The organism is Paraburkholderia sartisoli (assembly GCF_900107685.1).
Lineage (GTDB): Bacteria > Pseudomonadota > Gammaproteobacteria > Burkholderiales > Burkholderiaceae > Paraburkholderia > Paraburkholderia sartisoli.
In genome coordinates this window covers 68,939-84,944 of the sequence record NZ_FNRQ01000013.1, presented here as the reverse complement: position 1 = coordinate 84,944, position 16,006 = coordinate 68,939, and the positions used below count along the sequence as shown (strand labels likewise).

Genomic DNA, 16,006 nt, shown 5'->3' with positions numbered 1-16,006 from the left:
CCGGAGTACGCGAAGCTGCTCGCGGAGCGCCCGCACGTGCTGCCGCTGAGCGCGGCGGCGATGGTGGCCGCGTTCCAGAAGTGGGACCGCGAAGTGGGCGCGGCGAAGACGAAATAGCGCTGCTTCAGGCTTGTCTCCAGTCGGCCTCCGGCTTGCATCCAGCCGGCTCCGAGCCTGCCCCCTGTGCGTCGCCGGTTCGCGCGCACAGGGGGCGGCTACGTCACGAACGTCGCGTCTCAATGACTTGCACGGCGGCGCGCGCGCAGTGCGCCGCACCGCCGCCAGCTTCAGGAAACTGTCATGAAGTATCACTTTGAGCAGCTGCGCCTCGATTCGGTGTGCCGCAGCTTTACAAACGCCGAGGGTCACGCGGTTGCCGCGCTGCAGGGGCTCGACCTGAGCATCCAGCGCGGCGAATTCATCGCGCTGCTCGGGCCCTCGGGCTGCGGCAAATCCACCGCGCTCAATTGCATCGCCGGCCTCCAGCCGCTGACGGGCGGGGGCATCTGGCTGGACGACAAACGCATCGACGTGCTGCCGCCCGAGAAGCGCGGCTTTGGCATGGTGTTCCAGAACTACGCGCTCTTTCCGCACATGTCGGTGCTGGAGAACGTGGGCTTCGGGCTGAAGATGCGCGGGGTCGCGAAGGGCGAGGCCGTGCGGCGCGCGCGCGAGGCGCTGCAGCTGGTGCAGCTGGTGGGCCATGAGCGCAAGCTGCCGGGGCAACTGTCGGGCGGCCAGCAGCAGCGCGTGGCGATCGCGCGGGCGATCGTGATCGAGCCGCCGCTGATCCTGATGGACGAGCCGCTGTCGAACCTCGACACCAAGCTGCGCATCGAGATGCGCGCCGAGATCCGGCGCATCCACAGCCAGCTCGAACGCGCGACGATTTACGTCACGCACGACCAGGACGAGGCGCTGTCGATGGCCGACCGCATCGTCGTGATGCGGGAGGGCGTCGTGCAGCAGGTCGCCGCGCCGAAGGACGTCTACGAGCGGCCGAGGAACCTGCACGTGGCGCGTTTCATGGGCTATCGCAACGTCGCGGCATTCACGCTGGCGGGCATGGTGGGCGAGGGCGTCGCGCTGACGGCGAACGGCGTGCGGCTCACCGGCACGCCGATGGAGGCGTTCACCGGCAAGCGCGTGAGCGTCGCGCTGCGTCCGGAGGACATGGAGCGCGCCGCGCCCGGCGCGCCGAACGCGTTCGACGCCCAGGTGCTGACGGTCGAGTACGGCGGGCGCGACTCGCTGATCCGCGTGAAGACGGCGTTTGGCGACCTGTGGGCGCGCCTGCCGGGCGAATTCAGCGAGGGCGGGCACATCAGCCTGTGCGTGCCGCCCGCGCGCACGCTCGTGTATGACGGGGAGGCGCCATGAACGCGGTCACGCTCGCGCCGCCGCCCGCGCCGCGCGACACCCGCGCGTGGCTCGTCACGCCCGCGCTGGTCTTCATTCTCGCGCTCTTCATCTATCCGTTCGCGTACGGGCTCGTGCTGTCGTTCCAGCCGGCGAACGGCGGCAGCGTGTGGGCCAACTACACGACGTTCTTCAGCGACCGGTCGATGTGGCCGACGATCATCGTGACGCTCAAGCTCGCGGTGCCCGCGACGCTGATCAACGTCGGGGTGTCGATTCCGGTCGCGTTCGCGTTGCGGCGCGACTCGCGCTACCAGAAGTTCGTCACGACGCTGCTGGTGATCCCGGTGACGCTCGGCACGGTGCTGATCGCCGACGGCATGCTGACGTACTTCGGGCCGAACGGCTGGTTTCCGCAGGCGCTGCAGGGCATGCACCTGTATGCCGACGAGGTGCGGCTCACGCACAACTACTGGGGCGTGCTGATCTCGCTGATCGTGTCGGGCTTTCCGTTCGCGTTTCTGCTTACGCTCTCGTACGTGACCGGGATCGACCCGCGGCTCGCGAGCGCGGCGGCCACGCTTGGCGCGAGTCCGTGGCAGCAGTTCCTGCGCATCTATCTGCCGTTGCTGATCCCGGGGCTGACGATGGCCGCGTGCCTGTCGTTCGTGCAGGCGTTCTCGGTGTTTCCGTCGGCGGTGCTGCTGGGCGCGCCCGCGGGGCCGACGCGGGTGATGTCGATCGCCGCGGCCGAGGCGGCGTTCGAGAGCTATGACTATTCGCTGGCCTCCACCATCGCGATGGTGATGGGTTTCGTGCAGCTGCTGGTGGTCGCGGCGATGCTCGGTGCGCGCCGCTTCTTCTACAGCGGACCGGTGACGGGAGGAAAGGGCTGATGACAACCGATCAACAGGCCACGCATCCGTGGCCCACGCCCGCGAAGCAGCCCGACGGCAGCCGCAAGGGCGGCAACGACGGCGCGCAGCGCTCGGGCCGGCAGCGCACGAGCTTGCCCGATCGTCTGTGGAAAGTGCTGGTGTGGGGCGCGATGGTGTTCTTCCTGCTCAACGTCGTGCTGCTGATCGCGACGGTCGCGGTCAACTCGATCGCGACGCGCTGGTTCGGCACGCCGCTGCCGCAGGGCTTCACGCTGCACTGGTACGCGCAGGCGTGGAGCGACTTCCAGCTCGCCAACGTGCTGTGGGTGACCGTCGAGGTGGTGGGCGCGGTGGTGCTGCTCTCGGTGCTGCTCGGCGTGCCGGCGGCCTATGCGCTCGCCCGCGTGCAGTTCCCCGGCAAGCGGATTGCGATGCTGGTCTTCCTGCTGCCGCTGATGGTGCCGCCGGTGACGTACGGCATCCCGATGGCGACCGTGATGTACAAGGTGGGGCTGGCCGGCACGCTCTCGGGCGTGATCTTGGCGAACCTGGTGCCGGCACTGCCGTTCGTGATTCTGGTGATGACGCCGTTCATCGAGCAGATCGACCCGAATCTTGAATCGGCGGCGCGCATCTTTGGGGCGAACACGTTCCGTTACTTCCGTTACGTGCTGTTGCCGCTGCTGGTGCCCGGCATGCTGGCGGCCGGGCTGCTCGTGCTGGTGCGCACGATCGGGATGTTCGAGCTGACGTTCTTCACAGCGGGCCCCGCCACGCAGACGCTGGTGGTCGCGTTGTATTACGCTGTGTTCTCGACGGGCGTTCGCGCGCCGCAGTCGATCGACGCGATGGCGATGATCTACATGGCCATCACGCTGATCTGGGTGCTGATCGCGCTGCAGTTCGTGAGCCCGACGCAGATCGTGTCGCGTGTGAAGCAGCAGAAGGCCTGACGGCCGCGCCAGCACGCCCACGCCGTACGTAGTCAGGACGTTGCTGGAGAGAGCGTGGCCAAACGAAAGACACCTGAAGAACTGCGCAGCCACCGCTGGTATGGCGTGAACGACCTGCGGTCGTTCGGCCATCGCTCGCGCACGGCGCAGATGGGCTTCAGCCGCGAGGAGTACGCCGGCAAGCCGGTGATCGCGATCCTCAACACGTGGAGCGAAATGAACCCGTGCCACACGCATTTCAAACAGCGTGTGGAAGAGGTGAAACGCGGCATCTGGCAGGCCGGCGGCTTTCCCATTGAGTTGCCAGTGCAGACGCTCTCCGAGCCGTTCCAGAAGCCGACGACGATGCTCTATCGTAACTTCCTCGCGATGGAAGCCGAAGAGACGTTGCGCTCGTACCCCGCCGACGGCGTCGTGCTGATGGGCGGATGCGACAAGACCACGCCCGCGCTCCTGATGGGCGCGATCTCGATGGACCTGCCCGCCATCTATCTGCCCGCCGGCCCGATGCTGCGCGGCAACTGGAACGGCGTGACGCTCGGCTCCGGTTCCGACACGTGGAAATACTGGGACGACCTGCGCGCGGGCAGGATCACCGAAGAGGACTGGCACGGCGTGGAAGGCGGCATCGCACGCTCGCCGGGCCATTGCATGACGATGGGCACCGCTTCGACGATGACGAGCGCCGCCGAGGCGCTCGGCTTCACGTTGCCAGGATTCGCGTCGATTCCCGCAGCGGATTCGCGTCACGCGCAGATGTCGGCGAAGACCGGCATGCGGATCGTCGAGATGGTGTGGGAAGACCTGAAGCCGTCGGACATCCTCACGGCCGGTTCGGTCGACAACGCGGTGACGACGTGTCTCGCGCTGTCCGGTTCGACGAACGCGATCGTCCACATGATCGCGGTGGCGCGGCGCGCGGGCATCGAACTCACGCTCGACCGCTACGACGACATCGCGCGCCGCACGCCGGTGCTCGCGAACATCCGCCCGACCGGCGCGTACCTGATGGAAGACTTTTTCTACGCGGGCGGCCTGCCGGCGATGCTCCGCGAACTCGGCGACCTGATCGACGGCTCGCAGAAAACCGTCAACGGCCAGACGATCGGCGAGAACATCGCGGACGCGAAAATTTTCAACGAAGACGTGATCCGCAGTCGCGCCGCGCCGCTTCTGCCGGGCAACGGCCTTGCCGTCCTGCGCGGCAACATCGCGCCCGACGGCGCGGTGATCAAGCCGGGCGCGGCCGACCCGAAGCTGCTCGTGCATACCGGCCGCGCGGTCGTGTTCCGCGACTACAACGACATGGCGGCGCGCATCGACGACGACGCGCTCGATATCGACGAAAACAGCGTGATCGTGTTGCAGCACGCGGGACCGGTCGGCGCACCGGGCATGCCGGAGTGGGGCCAGTTGCCGATTCCGGCGAAGCTGCTGCAAAAAGGCGTGCGCGACATGGTGCGCATTTCCGACGCGCGGATGAGCGGCACCAGCTACGGCGCATGCGTGTTGCATATCGCGCCGGAGTCGTTCATCGGTGGGCCGCTTGCGCTGGTCCAGACCGGCGACCTGATCGAACTCGACGTGCCACGGCGCAAGCTGAACGTCCTCGTGCCGGACGACGAACTCGCCCGCCGCAAGGCCGCGTGGGTCCAGCCGGCGCCGCGCTTCGAACGGGGTTACGGCGCGATGCATCAGGTCCATGTGCTGCAGGCGGACAAGGGCTGCGACTTCGACTTCCTGCAACGCGGCGGCGCGAAGCCCTGCGGCGATCCGGAGATTCACTGAGCTGAGCGCCGTCCACGCCGGGCGCGCGACATGCACGAGGGCCGTCGCATCCTTCATGGGAATACGATGGCCCTCCCGTGAACTACATGACTAAAAACGCGCCGCGCGAGTTCAGTAACCGACGCGATAAACCTGCCCGGTCTGCGCACCTTCGACGCTGCGCAGATAAGCCTGCGCAGCGCGCTTCGCGCTGACCGGTTCGAAGCCGCGGAAAAACGGCGCATAGCCTTCCATCGATTCTTCGAGCACGGTCGGGCTCACTACGTTGATGCGGATGCCACGCGGCAGCTCGATTGCCGCGCCGCGCACGAAACCTTCCAGCGCCAGATTCACCGAGGTCGCACTGGCCCCGAGGCGGATCGGCTCGTCGGCGAGGATGCCGCTCGTCAGCGTGAACGAGCCGCCGTCGTTGACGTACTGATGTGCGCCGAGCACGACGTTGATCTGGCCCATCAGCTTGTCGCGCAGGCCGATCCAGAACTGCTCCACGGTCATCTCCGCGAGCGGGCCGAAATGTACCTTGCCGGTCGTGGTGACCACGGCATCCACTTTGCCGACTTCGCGAAAGAGCTTCTCGACGCTTGCCGGGTCCGTGCTGTCGACGCGATATGCGCCGCGCGTCGCGCCCACTTCGACGACTTCATGCCGCGCCTTCAGTTCGCTTGCGACGGCCTGGCCGAGCGTGCCCGTTGCGCCGATGACCACAACCTTGTTCATGCTGGTACTCCACAAATGAGGAATGGGGAAACCGGGGAACGGCTAGCCCCGGTTGTCGATGCAGTTGCAGTTGCAATAAAGCTGTACGCGGCACACGCGCCAATCAGACATACCAGACCGGTGCCGTCTATTTGCCGCGCTGCAATTCGATCACGCGCGCCGGCCGCAAATGGTTCTGCGCGTAGTGAATGCGTCCGCGATGCCGACGTTCGCGAGGCGTGCGCGGGTCGTCGAACTGATAGTCGAGGTCATAGGGCTTGTCAGGTGCGACCATGCCTTTGTCGACGAGCGTACACCCAGGTTCGAGCGCCAGCAGAAGATGATTGCCGCCCACGCGGCTGTCGAAGCCCGCGATGTCGCCGAGCATGTCAGGCACGCTGTCGTCGAGTGACGCATTGCTGCCGGTCATTTCGTCTGGGCTGATCGCACCGTGTCCGGCAATTCGTGCCGCTTCGTGATTCTTGCCGTCGGTGTCGACGGTGCTGTCGTGCGTGCGATCGTTGTGCATCTCGGCGCTGAGCGGCCGCTTTGCCGCAGCGACGCCCTGCGGTTTCTTTACGTCGGTGCTGTCCATGACGCTACCTCCATTCAGGAACGATCAGGTGAAGTACCCACCTGTTCTGCCAGCAAGACCCGTTCCGGCAGCCGCACTTTCAATACGGGTAAGGGTGCCGTCGAGGTCGTCCGCGCGTCCCGTCATTTTTTGCTTTTTTTCCGTAGAACACGCATTTTCTACAGAGTATGATCTTAGTCCGAACGAGATGGCGCGTATCGAAGAGCGGCCTGCGGGCTGGGAACAGAATACCGCGCGTCGCTCATATCATTGACGAGGCAGTCAGGGGCAGGTGACTCATGCATTTCGATGCTGCATTCACACATCGTGGCTACTTGCTGAACTGTGCGCCGGCGCGTTCCGGCGACGGTATGTATCAACCCTATGTCGTGATCTCACGTTCGAGCGACGGCGAGCTCGTCGCCAACCGTTTTTTCCCCGTCGATCTCCGCTTTTCCGACGAAGCCTCTGCTATTGCACACGCACGCGACTGGGCCGTGCGCTGGATCGACGCGAGCAGCGTGACGATCTGAACGCCGCGCAGCTTGCACCCTGTCCCGGATGAGCGTCACGCGGGCAGACAAAAAACGCGGTAATCTTGGGGACACTTCACTTCGAACCGCACTCCCGTGCGGGCGCCGTCCTCATGTCAAACGTGTCTTCCCATAACTGGGGTCTTGAACAGATCGTCGCCGCATTGCGGGCGTCGCGCGAAGAACTGCATCGAACGCGCCACCCGCGCGGCATCCGCGAACTGCCCTCGCGCGAAGGGGTGATCAACATCGTCGCGGGCCTGCGCGCGGCGCTGTTTCCGACGCACTACGGCGCGCCCGACCTGACAGATGAAAGCGTCGACTATTACGTCGGCCATACGCTTGAAAGCACGTTGCGGCTGCTGGCCGAGCAGATCCGTCGCGCGTTGCGTTTTCTGCCGGAATACGCACAGACGCCCGACGCCGAACTCAGCGTGCATGCGTTCGATGTCGCACGCGAATTCGGCAAGCAGTTGCCCGGCATTCGCGCGCTGCTCGTGAGCGACATCCAGGCTGCGTTCGCGGGTGACCCTGCCGCGCAGCACATCACCGAAATCCTGCTGTGCTATCCCGGCGTGGGCGCGATGACGCATCACCGTCTCGCGCACGCGCTGCACCGGCTCGGCGTGCCGCTGCTCGCGCGCTTCATCAACGAGATCGCGCACTCGGCCACCGGCATCGACATCCACCCGGGCGCGTCGATCGGCCCGAGCTTCTTCATCGATCACGGCACGGGCGTGGTGATCGGCGAGACCGCGATCATCGGCGAGCGCGTGCGCCTGTATCAGGCGGTGACGCTCGGTGCGAAAAGTTTTGCGGCGGATGTCGACGGCTCGCTCGTGAAGGGCAATGCGCGCCATCCGATCGTCGAGGACGACGTCGTGATCTACGCGGGCGCGACGATTCTGGGTCGCGTGACGATCGGCAAGGGCTCGGTGATCGGCGGCAACGTGTGGCTCACGCATAGCGTGCCGCCGGGCAGCAGCGTGTCGCAGGGCAAGATCCGCGAAGGCGATCGCAGCGACGAGGGCAAACGCTGATGTCGTCGCGCCGGCCCCCGTGTGATCGCGCGCCTGACCGGCTGAGCGCCTGAGATCCGCATGCAGCGCGGCCGCGTCCAGATGATTCGCTGTGCAATCGACGGCCTTGAAGCGACGGTCGCGGAAACGACGCATGCCTTTCCGCGCCATTCGCACGACGGCTTCGGTATCGGCGTGATCGTGCGCGGCGGGCAGCGTTCGGCGAGCGGACGCGGCCCGGTCGAGGCGCGCGCCAATGACGTGATCACCTGCAATCCCGGCGAAGTCCACGACGGCAGCCCGCTCGACGAGCGCGGCCGCGCGTGGCACATGCTTTACTTCGCACCTTCGCTGATGTTCGAGGCGGCGGGTGAGCTGACGCAAACGTTCACGCGCGACGTCGAACTGACGCAGCCCGTCACGCACGATCCGTTGCTGAAGATACGGTTCGAGCGCCTCTTCGCAGCCGCTGTCGACGATGCCGCGTGTGCCTGCGACATGGCGCGCGAAGAGGCGCTTGTCGCGCTCATCGCCCATGTCGGCGCGCACCACACGACGCTCGCGCCGCCGCGCCTCGCGCTCGCGCCGATCGCGCGCGCGAAGGTGCGCATCGACGACGATCCTGCGTCCGCGCTGACGCTGGCCGATCTGGCGTCCGAAGCGGGGATGAGCCGCTTCCAGTTGCTGCGCGGTTTCGCGCGGGAACTCGGCCTGCCGCCGCACGCTTACCGGATGCAGCGGCGCGTGGCGCTCGCGCGCCGGTTGATCGCGACAGGCAGCGCGCTCGCCGACGCCGCGGTCGGCGCGGGCTTCGCCGATCAGAGCCACATGACGCGCGCGTTCGTGCGCCTGCTCGGCATCACGCCCGCGAGTTATGCGGCGGCGACGCGGCGTTCCTGAGCGACATAACTCGCGGCTTGCCGCCACGTGTTCATCCCGCTGCAATTTCATTCAAGACCCGCGTTCGCGCGTGCCCTACGCTGTGTCACATCACTCAGCGAACAAGGACGCGGCATGAATTCACGCTCGACGGGTTATCTCTTTTGCGCGCTGGCGATGATCGGCGTGGGTAGCACCGTGGTGGTCAGCAAGACCATCGCGGCCGGCCTGCCGCCTTTCTGCGCCACGGCGTTGCGCTTCGCGATCGCGTTTCCGCTGCTCGTCGCGATCATGCGCATGCGCGGCGCGACGTTCCCGCATCTGAACCGGCGCGACACGATGCTGGTGATCGCGCAGGCGGGCGCCGGCAGCGTCGGCTACACGGTGTTCCTGATCAGCGGCATGAAGCTCGCTTCGGCGACCGACGCGGGTGTGATCGCGGGCACCCTGCCTGCCGTCACGGCGGGCGTCGCGATGATCGCGTTCGGCGAGCGGCCACGTCCCGCGCTGATCGGCGCGATCCTGCTCGCGACGGCCGGCGTGCTGGCCTGCACGGTGCGCTTCGATGACCTCGAAGGGGCGAGAAACAGCCGCGCGCTGGCGGGCGATGCGCTCGTGCTCGCGGCAGTTGTCTGCGAAGTGCTGTTCATCCTGCTCAACCGCAAGCTGTCGACGCCGGTCCCGGCGTTGCAACTGTCGGCGCTTATGAGCGGGATCGGTTTCGCGGTGGCCCTCGTGCCGGCGCTCTTCGAAGCGCCGTGGCGCGGGCAGATCGACAGCGCGGCGATTGCTGGCGTCGTCTACTACGCGCTCGTGCCGACCGTGGCCGGCTTCGTGCTCTGGTATGCGGGCGCCGCGCGGATCAGCGGCTCGGAGGCGAGCCTGACGACAGCGCTCGTGCCGGTGTCGTCCGTCGCGCTCGCCGCGTGGCTGCTGCACGAGCCCGTGAGCGCCGCGCAACTGGGCGGCGTGGCGTGCGTGCTGGGGGCGGTGTTGCTGGCGAGCATGGACGGCTTCGTGCGCGGACGAAGGCGCGCAAGCGCGTGAACGCCGCCGCGACCTCAGGTATTCGCCACGCTCACCGTCGACGCATTGCCCACGATCGACAGGAACTCGCGCCGTGTCGAAGGATCGCTGCGGAACGTGCCGAGCATGCGCGACGTGACCATCGCGACGCCCGCCTTGTGGACGCCGCGCGTCGACATGCATTGATGCGACGCCTCGAGAATCACGCCGACACCCTTGGGCTGCAGCACCTCGTTGAGCGTATCGGCGATCTGCACGGTCATCTTTTCCTGGATCTGCAGACGCTTGGCGAATGCATCGACGAGGCGCGCGAGCTTCGAGATGCCCACGACGCGATGTTCCGGCAGATAAGCCACGTGCGCGCGGCCGATGATCGGCACCATGTGATGTTCGCAATAGCTTTCGAAGCGGATGTCTTTCAGCACGATCATTTCGTCGTAGCCGTCGACTTCGGAAAACGTGCGCGCGAGCAGCTCCTTCGGGTCGACGGTGTATCCGGCGAAAAACTCCTCGTACGAACGCACCACGCGCGACGGCGTGTCGAGCAGGCCTTCACGCGCGGGATCGTCGCCGGCCCAGCGCAGCAGCACGCGAACCGCTGCTTCCGCTTCCTCGCGCGTGGGACGAATGGGCGCTTCTTCAGCTTTCGTTGTTCTGGTCATCCACCGCTCCTGTCAGTTCATGTCTGCCGGTCATTGTTCCATGTTTTGCGAAAGCCCGTTACCCGCTACTTGGGCCATTCGTCCATCGCATCGTTGAACAGCTCCGATACGACGCCGCGCAGCCAGCCCACGCGCGGGTCGTTATGAAACTTGCGATGCCAGTGCTGCCGCAAGTCGAAACGCGGCAACGGCATCGGCGGCTCGACGATCGTGATCGACGCGTGTTCGCTCACATACGCGAAGCCGATCGCGTGCGGCACCGTCGCGATCAGGTCCGTGCGCGCGAGGATGAACGGCAGGCTCATGAAGTGCGGTGTTTCCAGCACGGCACGCCGGCGGATGCGCTTTTTCTCCAGATACTGTTCGAGCACTTCCTGGCTGCGCCCTTCGGAGCGCACGACCGCATGTCCGCACGCGATGAACTGTTCGACGGTCAGCGTCTTCGCGAGCGGATGGCCGGTGCGCATCAGGCAGATGAAGCGGTGCGTGAAAAGCCGTTGCTGAAAGAAGTTGTTGCCCGACAGGTCCGGAAAGAATCCGACGGCGAGATCGACGTCGCCCGATTCGAGCCCGCGCTCGACGTGAGCGGGCGTGAGCGTGACCGAGCGCAGGTTCGCGTGCGGCGCGCGCTGCGCGAACACCTGCAGAAGACGCGGCAAAAACACGATTTCTCCCACGTCGGAGAGCGCGATCGAAAACGTATGCGTCGAGGTGGCGGGGTCGAAGTCCTCTGAATCGATCAGTCCGCTTTCGATGCGGCTGAGCGCCTCGCGGGCGGCCGGTATCAGCGTGAGCGCGCGCGGCGTCGGTTCCATCCCGCGCGACGTGCGCACGAAGAGCGGATCGCCGAAGTACTCGCGCAGACGCCCAAGCGCCGTGCTCACGCGCGGCTGGCTCACGCCGAGGCGTTCGGCGGCGCGGCTCACGTTGCGCGTGTCTTCCATCGCGACGAGATAGGGGATCAGGTTCAGATCGAGTTCAGGCATGAAGGCCACGGATCAGTATCGGCATGACGTATACACGGTAACGGCAAAATCGCTCTGGTGCATATTGGGGAAAGCGCCCACGCCGCGCCTGCGCGAGCCTGTACCCATCGCGCCCGTGCGTCGCCTTGCCTTTTGTCGCGCATGGTAGATGATGGAAGTCGCCGCCTTGACAAGCCGGCGGGGCGACGGCCATAATGGCCGAAGCGTTCGCTAAACGAATCGTTGTTCGTATATAGAACAAATCGATAAACAGCAGTCGCGGGCAGGCCCGCACATAGCGGGCATGTGGCGCGTACCGGAACCCGGCGGCGCGCAGTCAACACGACGCGGAGACGGTGCCATGCAGCTTCCTGAAGCAGCGCGGCGCAAGGCGTCCAACAGGGAACTGGCATGATCAACAAGATTTTCGAATCACTTCAGTCGGCGGTCGCCGACGTCAACGACGGCGCCACGGTCATGATCGGCGGCTTCGGCACGGCGGGCATGCCGTCCGAGCTGATCGACGCACTGATCGAGCAGGGCGCGCGCGACCTCACGATCGTCAACAACAACGCCGGCAATGGCGACATCGGCCTCGCCGCGTTGCTGAAGGCAAAGCGCGTGCGCAAGATCATCTGCTCGTTTCCGCGCCAGACCGATTCGTATGTGTTCGACGCGCTCTATCGCGCGGGCGAGATCGAACTGGAACTCGTGCCGCAGGGCAATCTGGCCGAACGTATCCGCGCGGCGGGTGCGGGCATCGGCGGCTTCTTCACTCCGACGGCTTACGGCACGAAGCTCGCCGAAGGCAAGGAAACGCGTCTGATCGACGGCAGGCATTACGTGCTGGAAGCGCCGTTGCATGCCGATTTCGCACTGGTCAAGGCGCTCAAGGGCGACCGCTGGGGCAATCTGGTGTATCGCAAGACAGCGCGCAACTTTGGTCCGATCATGGCAAGCGCGGCGAAGGTCGCAATCGCGCAGGTATCGGAAGTGGTGCCGCTCGGCGCGCTCGATCCGGAAGTGATCGTGACACCCGGCATCTTCGTGCAACGCGTGATCGCGGTGCCGCAGGCGGCCCGGCAAACCGCCGCGGCGTGAGAGGAGACACAACATGAAACGACTGACCCGCGATGAAATGGCAAAGCGCGTTGCGCAGGACATTCCTGAAGGCGCGTATGTGAACCTCGGCATTGGCGTGCCGACGCTCGTCGCCAATCACCTCGACGCGAACAAGGAAATCTTCCTGCACAGCGAGAACGGCCTGCTCGGCATGGGCCCGGCGCCCGCCAAAGGCGAGGAAGACGACGAACTCATCAACGCAGGCAAGCAGCACGTCACGTTGCTGACGGGTGGCGCGTATTTCCATCACGCCGATTCGTTCGCGATGATGCGCGGCGGCCACCTCGACTTCTGCGTGCTCGGCGCGTTCCAGGTGTCGGCGAAGGGCGACCTCGCGAACTGGCACACCGGCGCACCCGACGCCATTCCGGCCGTCGGCGGCGCGATGGATCTGGCGATCGGCGCGAAGCAGGTCTACGTCATGATGGAACATCTGACGAAGCAGGGCGAGAGCAAGATCGCCGCCGAATGCACGTACCCGGTGACGGGCGTGAACTGCGTCGACCGCATCTATACGGACCTCGCCGTGATCGACGTGACGCCGCAAGGGCTTGCCGTGCGCGAGATCTGCTCCGATATCGGCTTCGACGAACTGCAGACGCTGACGGGCGTGTCGCTCATCGACGCCACGCAGGCAGCCGCCAGCGCAACGTAAATACGGCGTGACGGTCGCGCGGCGCCCGGCGACAATGACGCCTCGCGCCGCGCGTTGTGTTTGCGCCGCGGCTTTTCGCGGTTTTCGTTCTCTTCTTCGATTGCTGACGCCACCATGCTCGAAGCCAGCGCCCGTCTGACGGGCCTCATCTGCGGTACGCAGGCGATGAACGACCTCTGGTCGCCCCGCGCCACGTTACAGCGGATGCTCGACGTCGAAGCGGCGCTTGCGCGCGCGTCGGCGGCCCATCACGTCATCCCGCACGCGGCCGTCGTCGCCATCGAAGCGGCGTGTCACGCCGGCCAGCTCGACGCCGACGCGCTCGCCCGCGACGCCGCGCTCGGCGGCAATCTCGCGATTCCTCTCGTTAAACAACTGACCGCACGCGTGAAAGCGGCCGATGCGGAAGCGTCGAAATACGTCCATTGGGGCGCGACGAGCCAGGACATCATCGATACCGCGACGGTTCTGCAACTGCGCGACACGCTCGACCTGCTCGACGCGACGCTGCGCCCGACCTGCGACGCGATCGCCGCGCTCGCGCGCACGCATCGCGCGACGCCGATGATCGGTCGCACGTGGCTGCAACAGGCGCTGCCGATCACGCTCGGCCTGAAATTCGCGCAATGGCTCGATGCGCTGCTGCGTCATCAGGACCGGCTCGACGCGTTGCGCGCGCGGGTACTCGTGCTGCAGTTCGGCGGCGCGGCGGGTACGCTCGCGAGTCTGCGCGAGGCGGCGCCGGCGGTGACAGAGACGCTCGCACAAGACCTCGGCCTGCAGGTACCGACGCTGCCGTGGCACACGCAACGCGATCGCATCGCGGAAGCGGCCTCGGTGTTTGGCATGCTGATCGGCACGCTCGGCAAGATCGCGCGTGATATTTCGCTGCAGATGCAGACCGAACTCGGCGAGCTCGGCGAACCGGTTGCCGCAGGAAAAGGCGGCTCGTCGACGATGCCGCACAAGCGCAATCCCGTCGGCTGCGCGGCCGTGCTGACGGCCGCGGCACGCGCGCCGGGGCTCGTCGCGACCGTGCTGGCCGGCATGGTCCAGGAGCACGAACGCGCGCTCGGCGGCTGGCAGGCCGAGTGGGACGCGTTGCCTGATCTCGCGCGCCTCGCGGGCGGCGCGCTCGCGAACATCGAACAGATCGCCGCTGGACTCGACGTCAACATCGAACGGCTGGCCGCGAATCTCGAAGTCACGCATGGGCTGATTCTCGGCGAAGCGGTGATGCTCGCGCTCGGCGACAGGATCGGCCGGCTCGACGCGCATCATCTCGTCGAGCGTGCTTCGAAAGCGGCCGTGCAGTCGGGCCAGCCGCTTTTCGAGGTGCTTTCCGCGGATTCGAACGTCACGCAGCATCTTCCGGTCGCGCAGCTGAAACGGCTGCTCGATCCTGCACAGTATGTCGGCCAGGCGCACGCGTATGTGGACGCCGCGCTGGCTCTTTACACCGCGCGCGCGGATCGCGCCAACCATCAGGAGTAACGGCAATGCCCTACGCCGCAGTGAACGGCACTGAGCTTCATTATCGTGTGGACGGCGAGCAGAACAGCAACGCCCCATGGATCGTGTTTTCCAACTCGCTCGGCAGCGACCTGTCGATGTGGACGCCGCAGGTTTCCGCGTTCTCGAAGCACTTTCGCGTGCTGCGTTACGACACGCGCGGTCATGGTCACTCCGCCGCGCCGAAAGGTCCGTACACGATCGAACAGTTGACGGGCGACGTGGTCGGCCTGCTGGACGCGCTCAAGATCGAACGCGCGCATTTCTGCGGCCTTTCGATGGGCGGCCTGACGGGCGTCGGTCTCGCGGCGCGGCACGCCGACCGGTTGAATCGCGTCGTGTTGTGCAACACGGCGGCGCGCATCGGCTCACCCGAGGTGTGGGGGCCGCGTGCGGCGCGCGCGCGTGGCGAAGGCATGCTGGCGCTCGCCGATGCGGTGTTGCCGCGCTGGTTCACGGCGGGCTTTTTCGAGCGCGAGCCACTGGTGCTCGCGCAGATTCGCGACGTGTTCGTGCATACGGACAACGAAGGCTACGCGTCGAACTGCGATGCGATCGACGCCACCGACCTGCGTCCGGAAACGCCCGGCATCAAGGTGCCGGCGCTGGTGATTTCCGGCACGCACGATCTTGCCGCGACGCCCGCGCAGGGCCGCGAGCTGGCCGGGGCGATTCCGGGCGCACGTTACGTCGAGCTCGACGCGTCGCATCTTTCCAACATCGAGCAGGCCGACGTCTTCACGAAGACCGTGCTCGACTTTCTGGCGGAGTAACCATGACCGATGACGAACGCTACGAAGCGGGCCTGGGTGTGCGGCGCGCGGTGCTGGGCGAGGCACACGTCGACCGGTCGCTGGCGAATCGCACCGAGCTGACTTCGGAGTTCCAGAACCTCATCACGCGCTATGCGTGGGGCGAGATCTGGACGCGCGAGGGATTGCCGCGCCACACGCGCAGCCTTCTGACGATCGCGATGATGGTCGCGCTCAACCGCGGCGAAGAACTGGCCTTGCATCTGCGCGCCGCGAAGAACAACGGCGTCACGCGCGACGAGATCAAGGAAGTGCTGATGCAGACGGCGATCTATTGCGGCGTGCCGGCTGCGAATTCCGCGTTCCATCTCGCGGACAAGCTGTTCCGCGAGGACGACGCCGCGGCCGCCGCAAAGCCATAAAAGGCCCCTCACGTACCGCGCTGTTCCGACGTAACCCTCCTGCCTTTCCAGCATGCGCCACGCGCGCATCGAAGCATCGTAACGCCAGCGGCGATCCCGGCGGGAAGACCGCTCGCGCTTGCCGGCGCCCAGCCGGCAAGCGCGTTCAAGGCCGAACACGGCTTGCGCTGATAAAATTCGCCATTGGCGTGCCGGTTCAGCCGGCCGCATC

Annotated in this window: 17 protein-coding genes; 13 read left to right on the top strand and 4 right to left on the bottom strand. The window is 66.1% G+C overall.

What is annotated here, in order from left to right; translation table 11 throughout:
* Nucleotides 1–300: 300 nt before the first annotated feature.
* Genes BLV45_RS25850 through araD form a run of 4 tightly spaced genes read left to right on the top strand, consistent with a single transcriptional unit; the run spans nucleotide 301 to nucleotide 4,978 of the window.
* Complete coding sequence (locus BLV45_RS25850; RefSeq protein WP_090538009.1) at nucleotides 301–1,380, top strand: ABC transporter ATP-binding protein; 1,080 nt, start codon at nucleotides 301–303, stop codon at nucleotides 1,378–1,380.
* Nucleotides 1,377–2,255, top strand: a complete 879-nt coding sequence (locus tag BLV45_RS25845; RefSeq protein WP_090536285.1) for an ABC transporter permease — start codon at nucleotides 1,377–1,379, stop codon at nucleotides 2,253–2,255. The genes BLV45_RS25850 and BLV45_RS25845 overlap by 4 nt, the downstream gene beginning before the upstream one ends.
* The gene (locus BLV45_RS25840; protein ID WP_090538008.1) at nucleotides 2,255–3,190 is read left to right on the top strand and encodes an ABC transporter permease; all 936 of its coding nucleotides are present in this window, start codon (nucleotides 2,255–2,257) and stop codon (nucleotides 3,188–3,190) included. The genes BLV45_RS25845 and BLV45_RS25840 overlap by 1 nt, the downstream gene beginning before the upstream one ends.
* A gap of 54 nt (nucleotides 3,191–3,244) precedes the next feature.
* The gene (araD, locus tag BLV45_RS25835; protein WP_090538006.1) at nucleotides 3,245–4,978 is read left to right on the top strand and encodes an L-arabinonate dehydratase; all 1,734 of its coding nucleotides are present in this window, start codon (nucleotides 3,245–3,247) and stop codon (nucleotides 4,976–4,978) included.
* 111 nt (nucleotides 4,979–5,089) lie between these two features.
* On the opposite strand, the gene BLV45_RS25830 is transcribed toward araD, so the two are convergent.
* The gene (locus BLV45_RS25830; protein WP_090538004.1) at nucleotides 5,090–5,695 is read right to left on the bottom strand and encodes a short chain dehydrogenase; all 606 of its coding nucleotides are present in this window, start codon (nucleotides 5,693–5,695) and stop codon (nucleotides 5,090–5,092) included.
* 127 nt (nucleotides 5,696–5,822) lie between these two features.
* Entirely contained in the window at nucleotides 5,823–6,269 is a 447-nt protein-coding gene (locus BLV45_RS25825) for a DUF3005 domain-containing protein (protein WP_090538002.1), read from the bottom strand.
* 278 nt (nucleotides 6,270–6,547) lie between these two features.
* Here BLV45_RS25825 and BLV45_RS25820 point away from each other — a divergent pair, with 278 nt between their 5' ends.
* The 4 genes from BLV45_RS25820 (at nucleotide 6,548) to BLV45_RS25805 (ending at nucleotide 9,726) form a co-directional block, all read left to right on the top strand.
* Entirely contained in the window at nucleotides 6,548–6,781 is a 234-nt protein-coding gene (locus tag BLV45_RS25820; protein ID WP_090538000.1) for a hypothetical protein, read from the top strand.
* 113 nt (nucleotides 6,782–6,894) lie between these two features.
* A complete protein-coding gene (epsC, locus tag BLV45_RS25815; protein ID WP_090537998.1) occupies nucleotides 6,895–7,821 on the top strand; it encodes a serine O-acetyltransferase EpsC in 927 nt (308 codons plus the stop codon).
* A 60-nt stretch (nucleotides 7,822–7,881) separates the two neighbouring features.
* Entirely contained in the window at nucleotides 7,882–8,700 is an 819-nt protein-coding gene (locus BLV45_RS25810) for an AraC family transcriptional regulator (protein WP_090537996.1), read from the top strand.
* A gap of 114 nt (nucleotides 8,701–8,814) precedes the next feature.
* Nucleotides 8,815–9,726 carry a DMT family transporter gene (locus BLV45_RS25805; protein ID WP_090537994.1) on the top strand — a complete coding sequence of 304 codons (912 nt, stop codon included), beginning with the start codon at nucleotides 8,815–8,817 and terminating at the stop codon, nucleotides 9,724–9,726.
* 14 nt (nucleotides 9,727–9,740) lie between these two features.
* On the opposite strand, the gene folE is transcribed toward BLV45_RS25805, so the two are convergent.
* Together folE and BLV45_RS25795 are read right to left on the bottom strand one after the other, a co-directional pair.
* Entirely contained in the window at nucleotides 9,741–10,367 is a 627-nt protein-coding gene (gene folE / locus BLV45_RS25800; protein ID WP_090537992.1) for a GTP cyclohydrolase I FolE, read from the bottom strand.
* 65 nt (nucleotides 10,368–10,432) lie between these two features.
* Nucleotides 10,433–11,353 (bottom strand): LysR family transcriptional regulator, encoded by a 921-nt coding sequence (locus BLV45_RS25795; RefSeq protein WP_090537990.1) that lies wholly within the window; start codon nucleotides 11,351–11,353, stop codon nucleotides 10,433–10,435.
* Nucleotides 11,354–11,743: 390 nt separating this feature from the next.
* Here BLV45_RS25795 and BLV45_RS25790 point away from each other — a divergent pair, with 390 nt between their 5' ends.
* From BLV45_RS25790 to pcaC, 5 genes are all read left to right on the top strand, one after another.
* Nucleotides 11,744–12,433: a 3-oxoacid CoA-transferase subunit A gene (locus BLV45_RS25790; RefSeq protein WP_090537988.1), complete on the top strand. Its 690-nt coding sequence runs from the start codon at nucleotides 11,744–11,746 to the stop codon at nucleotides 12,431–12,433.
* Nucleotides 12,434–12,446: 13 nt separating this feature from the next.
* The gene (locus tag BLV45_RS25785) at nucleotides 12,447–13,109 is read left to right on the top strand and encodes a CoA transferase subunit B (RefSeq protein WP_090537986.1); all 663 of its coding nucleotides are present in this window, start codon (nucleotides 12,447–12,449) and stop codon (nucleotides 13,107–13,109) included.
* 114 nt (nucleotides 13,110–13,223) lie between these two features.
* Nucleotides 13,224–14,603 (top strand): 3-carboxy-cis,cis-muconate cycloisomerase, encoded by a 1,380-nt coding sequence (locus BLV45_RS25780; protein ID WP_090538019.1) that lies wholly within the window; start codon nucleotides 13,224–13,226, stop codon nucleotides 14,601–14,603.
* 5 nt (nucleotides 14,604–14,608) lie between these two features.
* Nucleotides 14,609–15,394 (top strand): 3-oxoadipate enol-lactonase, encoded by a 786-nt coding sequence (gene pcaD / locus BLV45_RS25775; protein ID WP_090537984.1) that lies wholly within the window; start codon nucleotides 14,609–14,611, stop codon nucleotides 15,392–15,394.
* Nucleotides 15,395–15,396: 2 nt separating this feature from the next.
* Nucleotides 15,397–15,795, top strand: a complete 399-nt coding sequence (gene pcaC / locus BLV45_RS25770; RefSeq protein ID WP_090537983.1) for a 4-carboxymuconolactone decarboxylase — start codon at nucleotides 15,397–15,399, stop codon at nucleotides 15,793–15,795.
* Nucleotides 15,796–16,006: the final 211 nt, after the last annotated feature.

What these genes read in the sequence shown, in the direction of transcription:
- BLV45_RS25850 (WP_090538009.1), top strand. Translation starts at nt 301, where the DNA reads ATGAAGTATCACTTTGAGCAGCTGCGCCTCGATTCGGTGTGCCGCAGC.
- BLV45_RS25845 (WP_090536285.1), top strand. Translation starts at nt 1,377, where the DNA reads ATGAACGCGGTCACGCTCGCGCCGCCGCCCGCGCCGCGCGACACCCGC.
- BLV45_RS25840 (WP_090538008.1), top strand. Translation starts at nt 2,255, where the DNA reads ATGACAACCGATCAACAGGCCACGCATCCGTGGCCCACGCCCGCGAAG.
- BLV45_RS25830 (WP_090538004.1), bottom strand. Translation starts at nt 5,695, where the DNA reads ATGAACAAGGTTGTGGTCATCGGCGCAACGGGCACGCTCGGCCAGGCC.
- BLV45_RS25825 (WP_090538002.1), bottom strand. Translation starts at nt 6,269, where the DNA reads ATGGACAGCACCGACGTAAAGAAACCGCAGGGCGTCGCTGCGGCAAAG.
- BLV45_RS25820 (WP_090538000.1), top strand. Translation starts at nt 6,548, where the DNA reads ATGCATTTCGATGCTGCATTCACACATCGTGGCTACTTGCTGAACTGT.
- epsC (WP_090537998.1), top strand. Translation starts at nt 6,895, where the DNA reads ATGTCAAACGTGTCTTCCCATAACTGGGGTCTTGAACAGATCGTCGCC.
- BLV45_RS25810 (WP_090537996.1), top strand. Translation starts at nt 7,882, where the DNA reads ATGCAGCGCGGCCGCGTCCAGATGATTCGCTGTGCAATCGACGGCCTT.
- BLV45_RS25805 (WP_090537994.1), top strand. Translation starts at nt 8,815, where the DNA reads ATGAATTCACGCTCGACGGGTTATCTCTTTTGCGCGCTGGCGATGATC.
- folE (WP_090537992.1), bottom strand. Translation starts at nt 10,367, where the DNA reads ATGACCAGAACAACGAAAGCTGAAGAAGCGCCCATTCGTCCCACGCGC.
- BLV45_RS25795 (WP_090537990.1), bottom strand. Translation starts at nt 11,353, where the DNA reads ATGCCTGAACTCGATCTGAACCTGATCCCCTATCTCGTCGCGATGGAA.
- BLV45_RS25790 (WP_090537988.1), top strand. Translation starts at nt 11,744, where the DNA reads ATGATCAACAAGATTTTCGAATCACTTCAGTCGGCGGTCGCCGACGTC.
- BLV45_RS25785 (WP_090537986.1), top strand. Translation starts at nt 12,447, where the DNA reads ATGAAACGACTGACCCGCGATGAAATGGCAAAGCGCGTTGCGCAGGAC.
- BLV45_RS25780 (WP_090538019.1), top strand. Translation starts at nt 13,224, where the DNA reads ATGCTCGAAGCCAGCGCCCGTCTGACGGGCCTCATCTGCGGTACGCAG.
- pcaD (WP_090537984.1), top strand. Translation starts at nt 14,609, where the DNA reads ATGCCCTACGCCGCAGTGAACGGCACTGAGCTTCATTATCGTGTGGAC.
- pcaC (WP_090537983.1), top strand. Translation starts at nt 15,397, where the DNA reads ATGACCGATGACGAACGCTACGAAGCGGGCCTGGGTGTGCGGCGCGCG.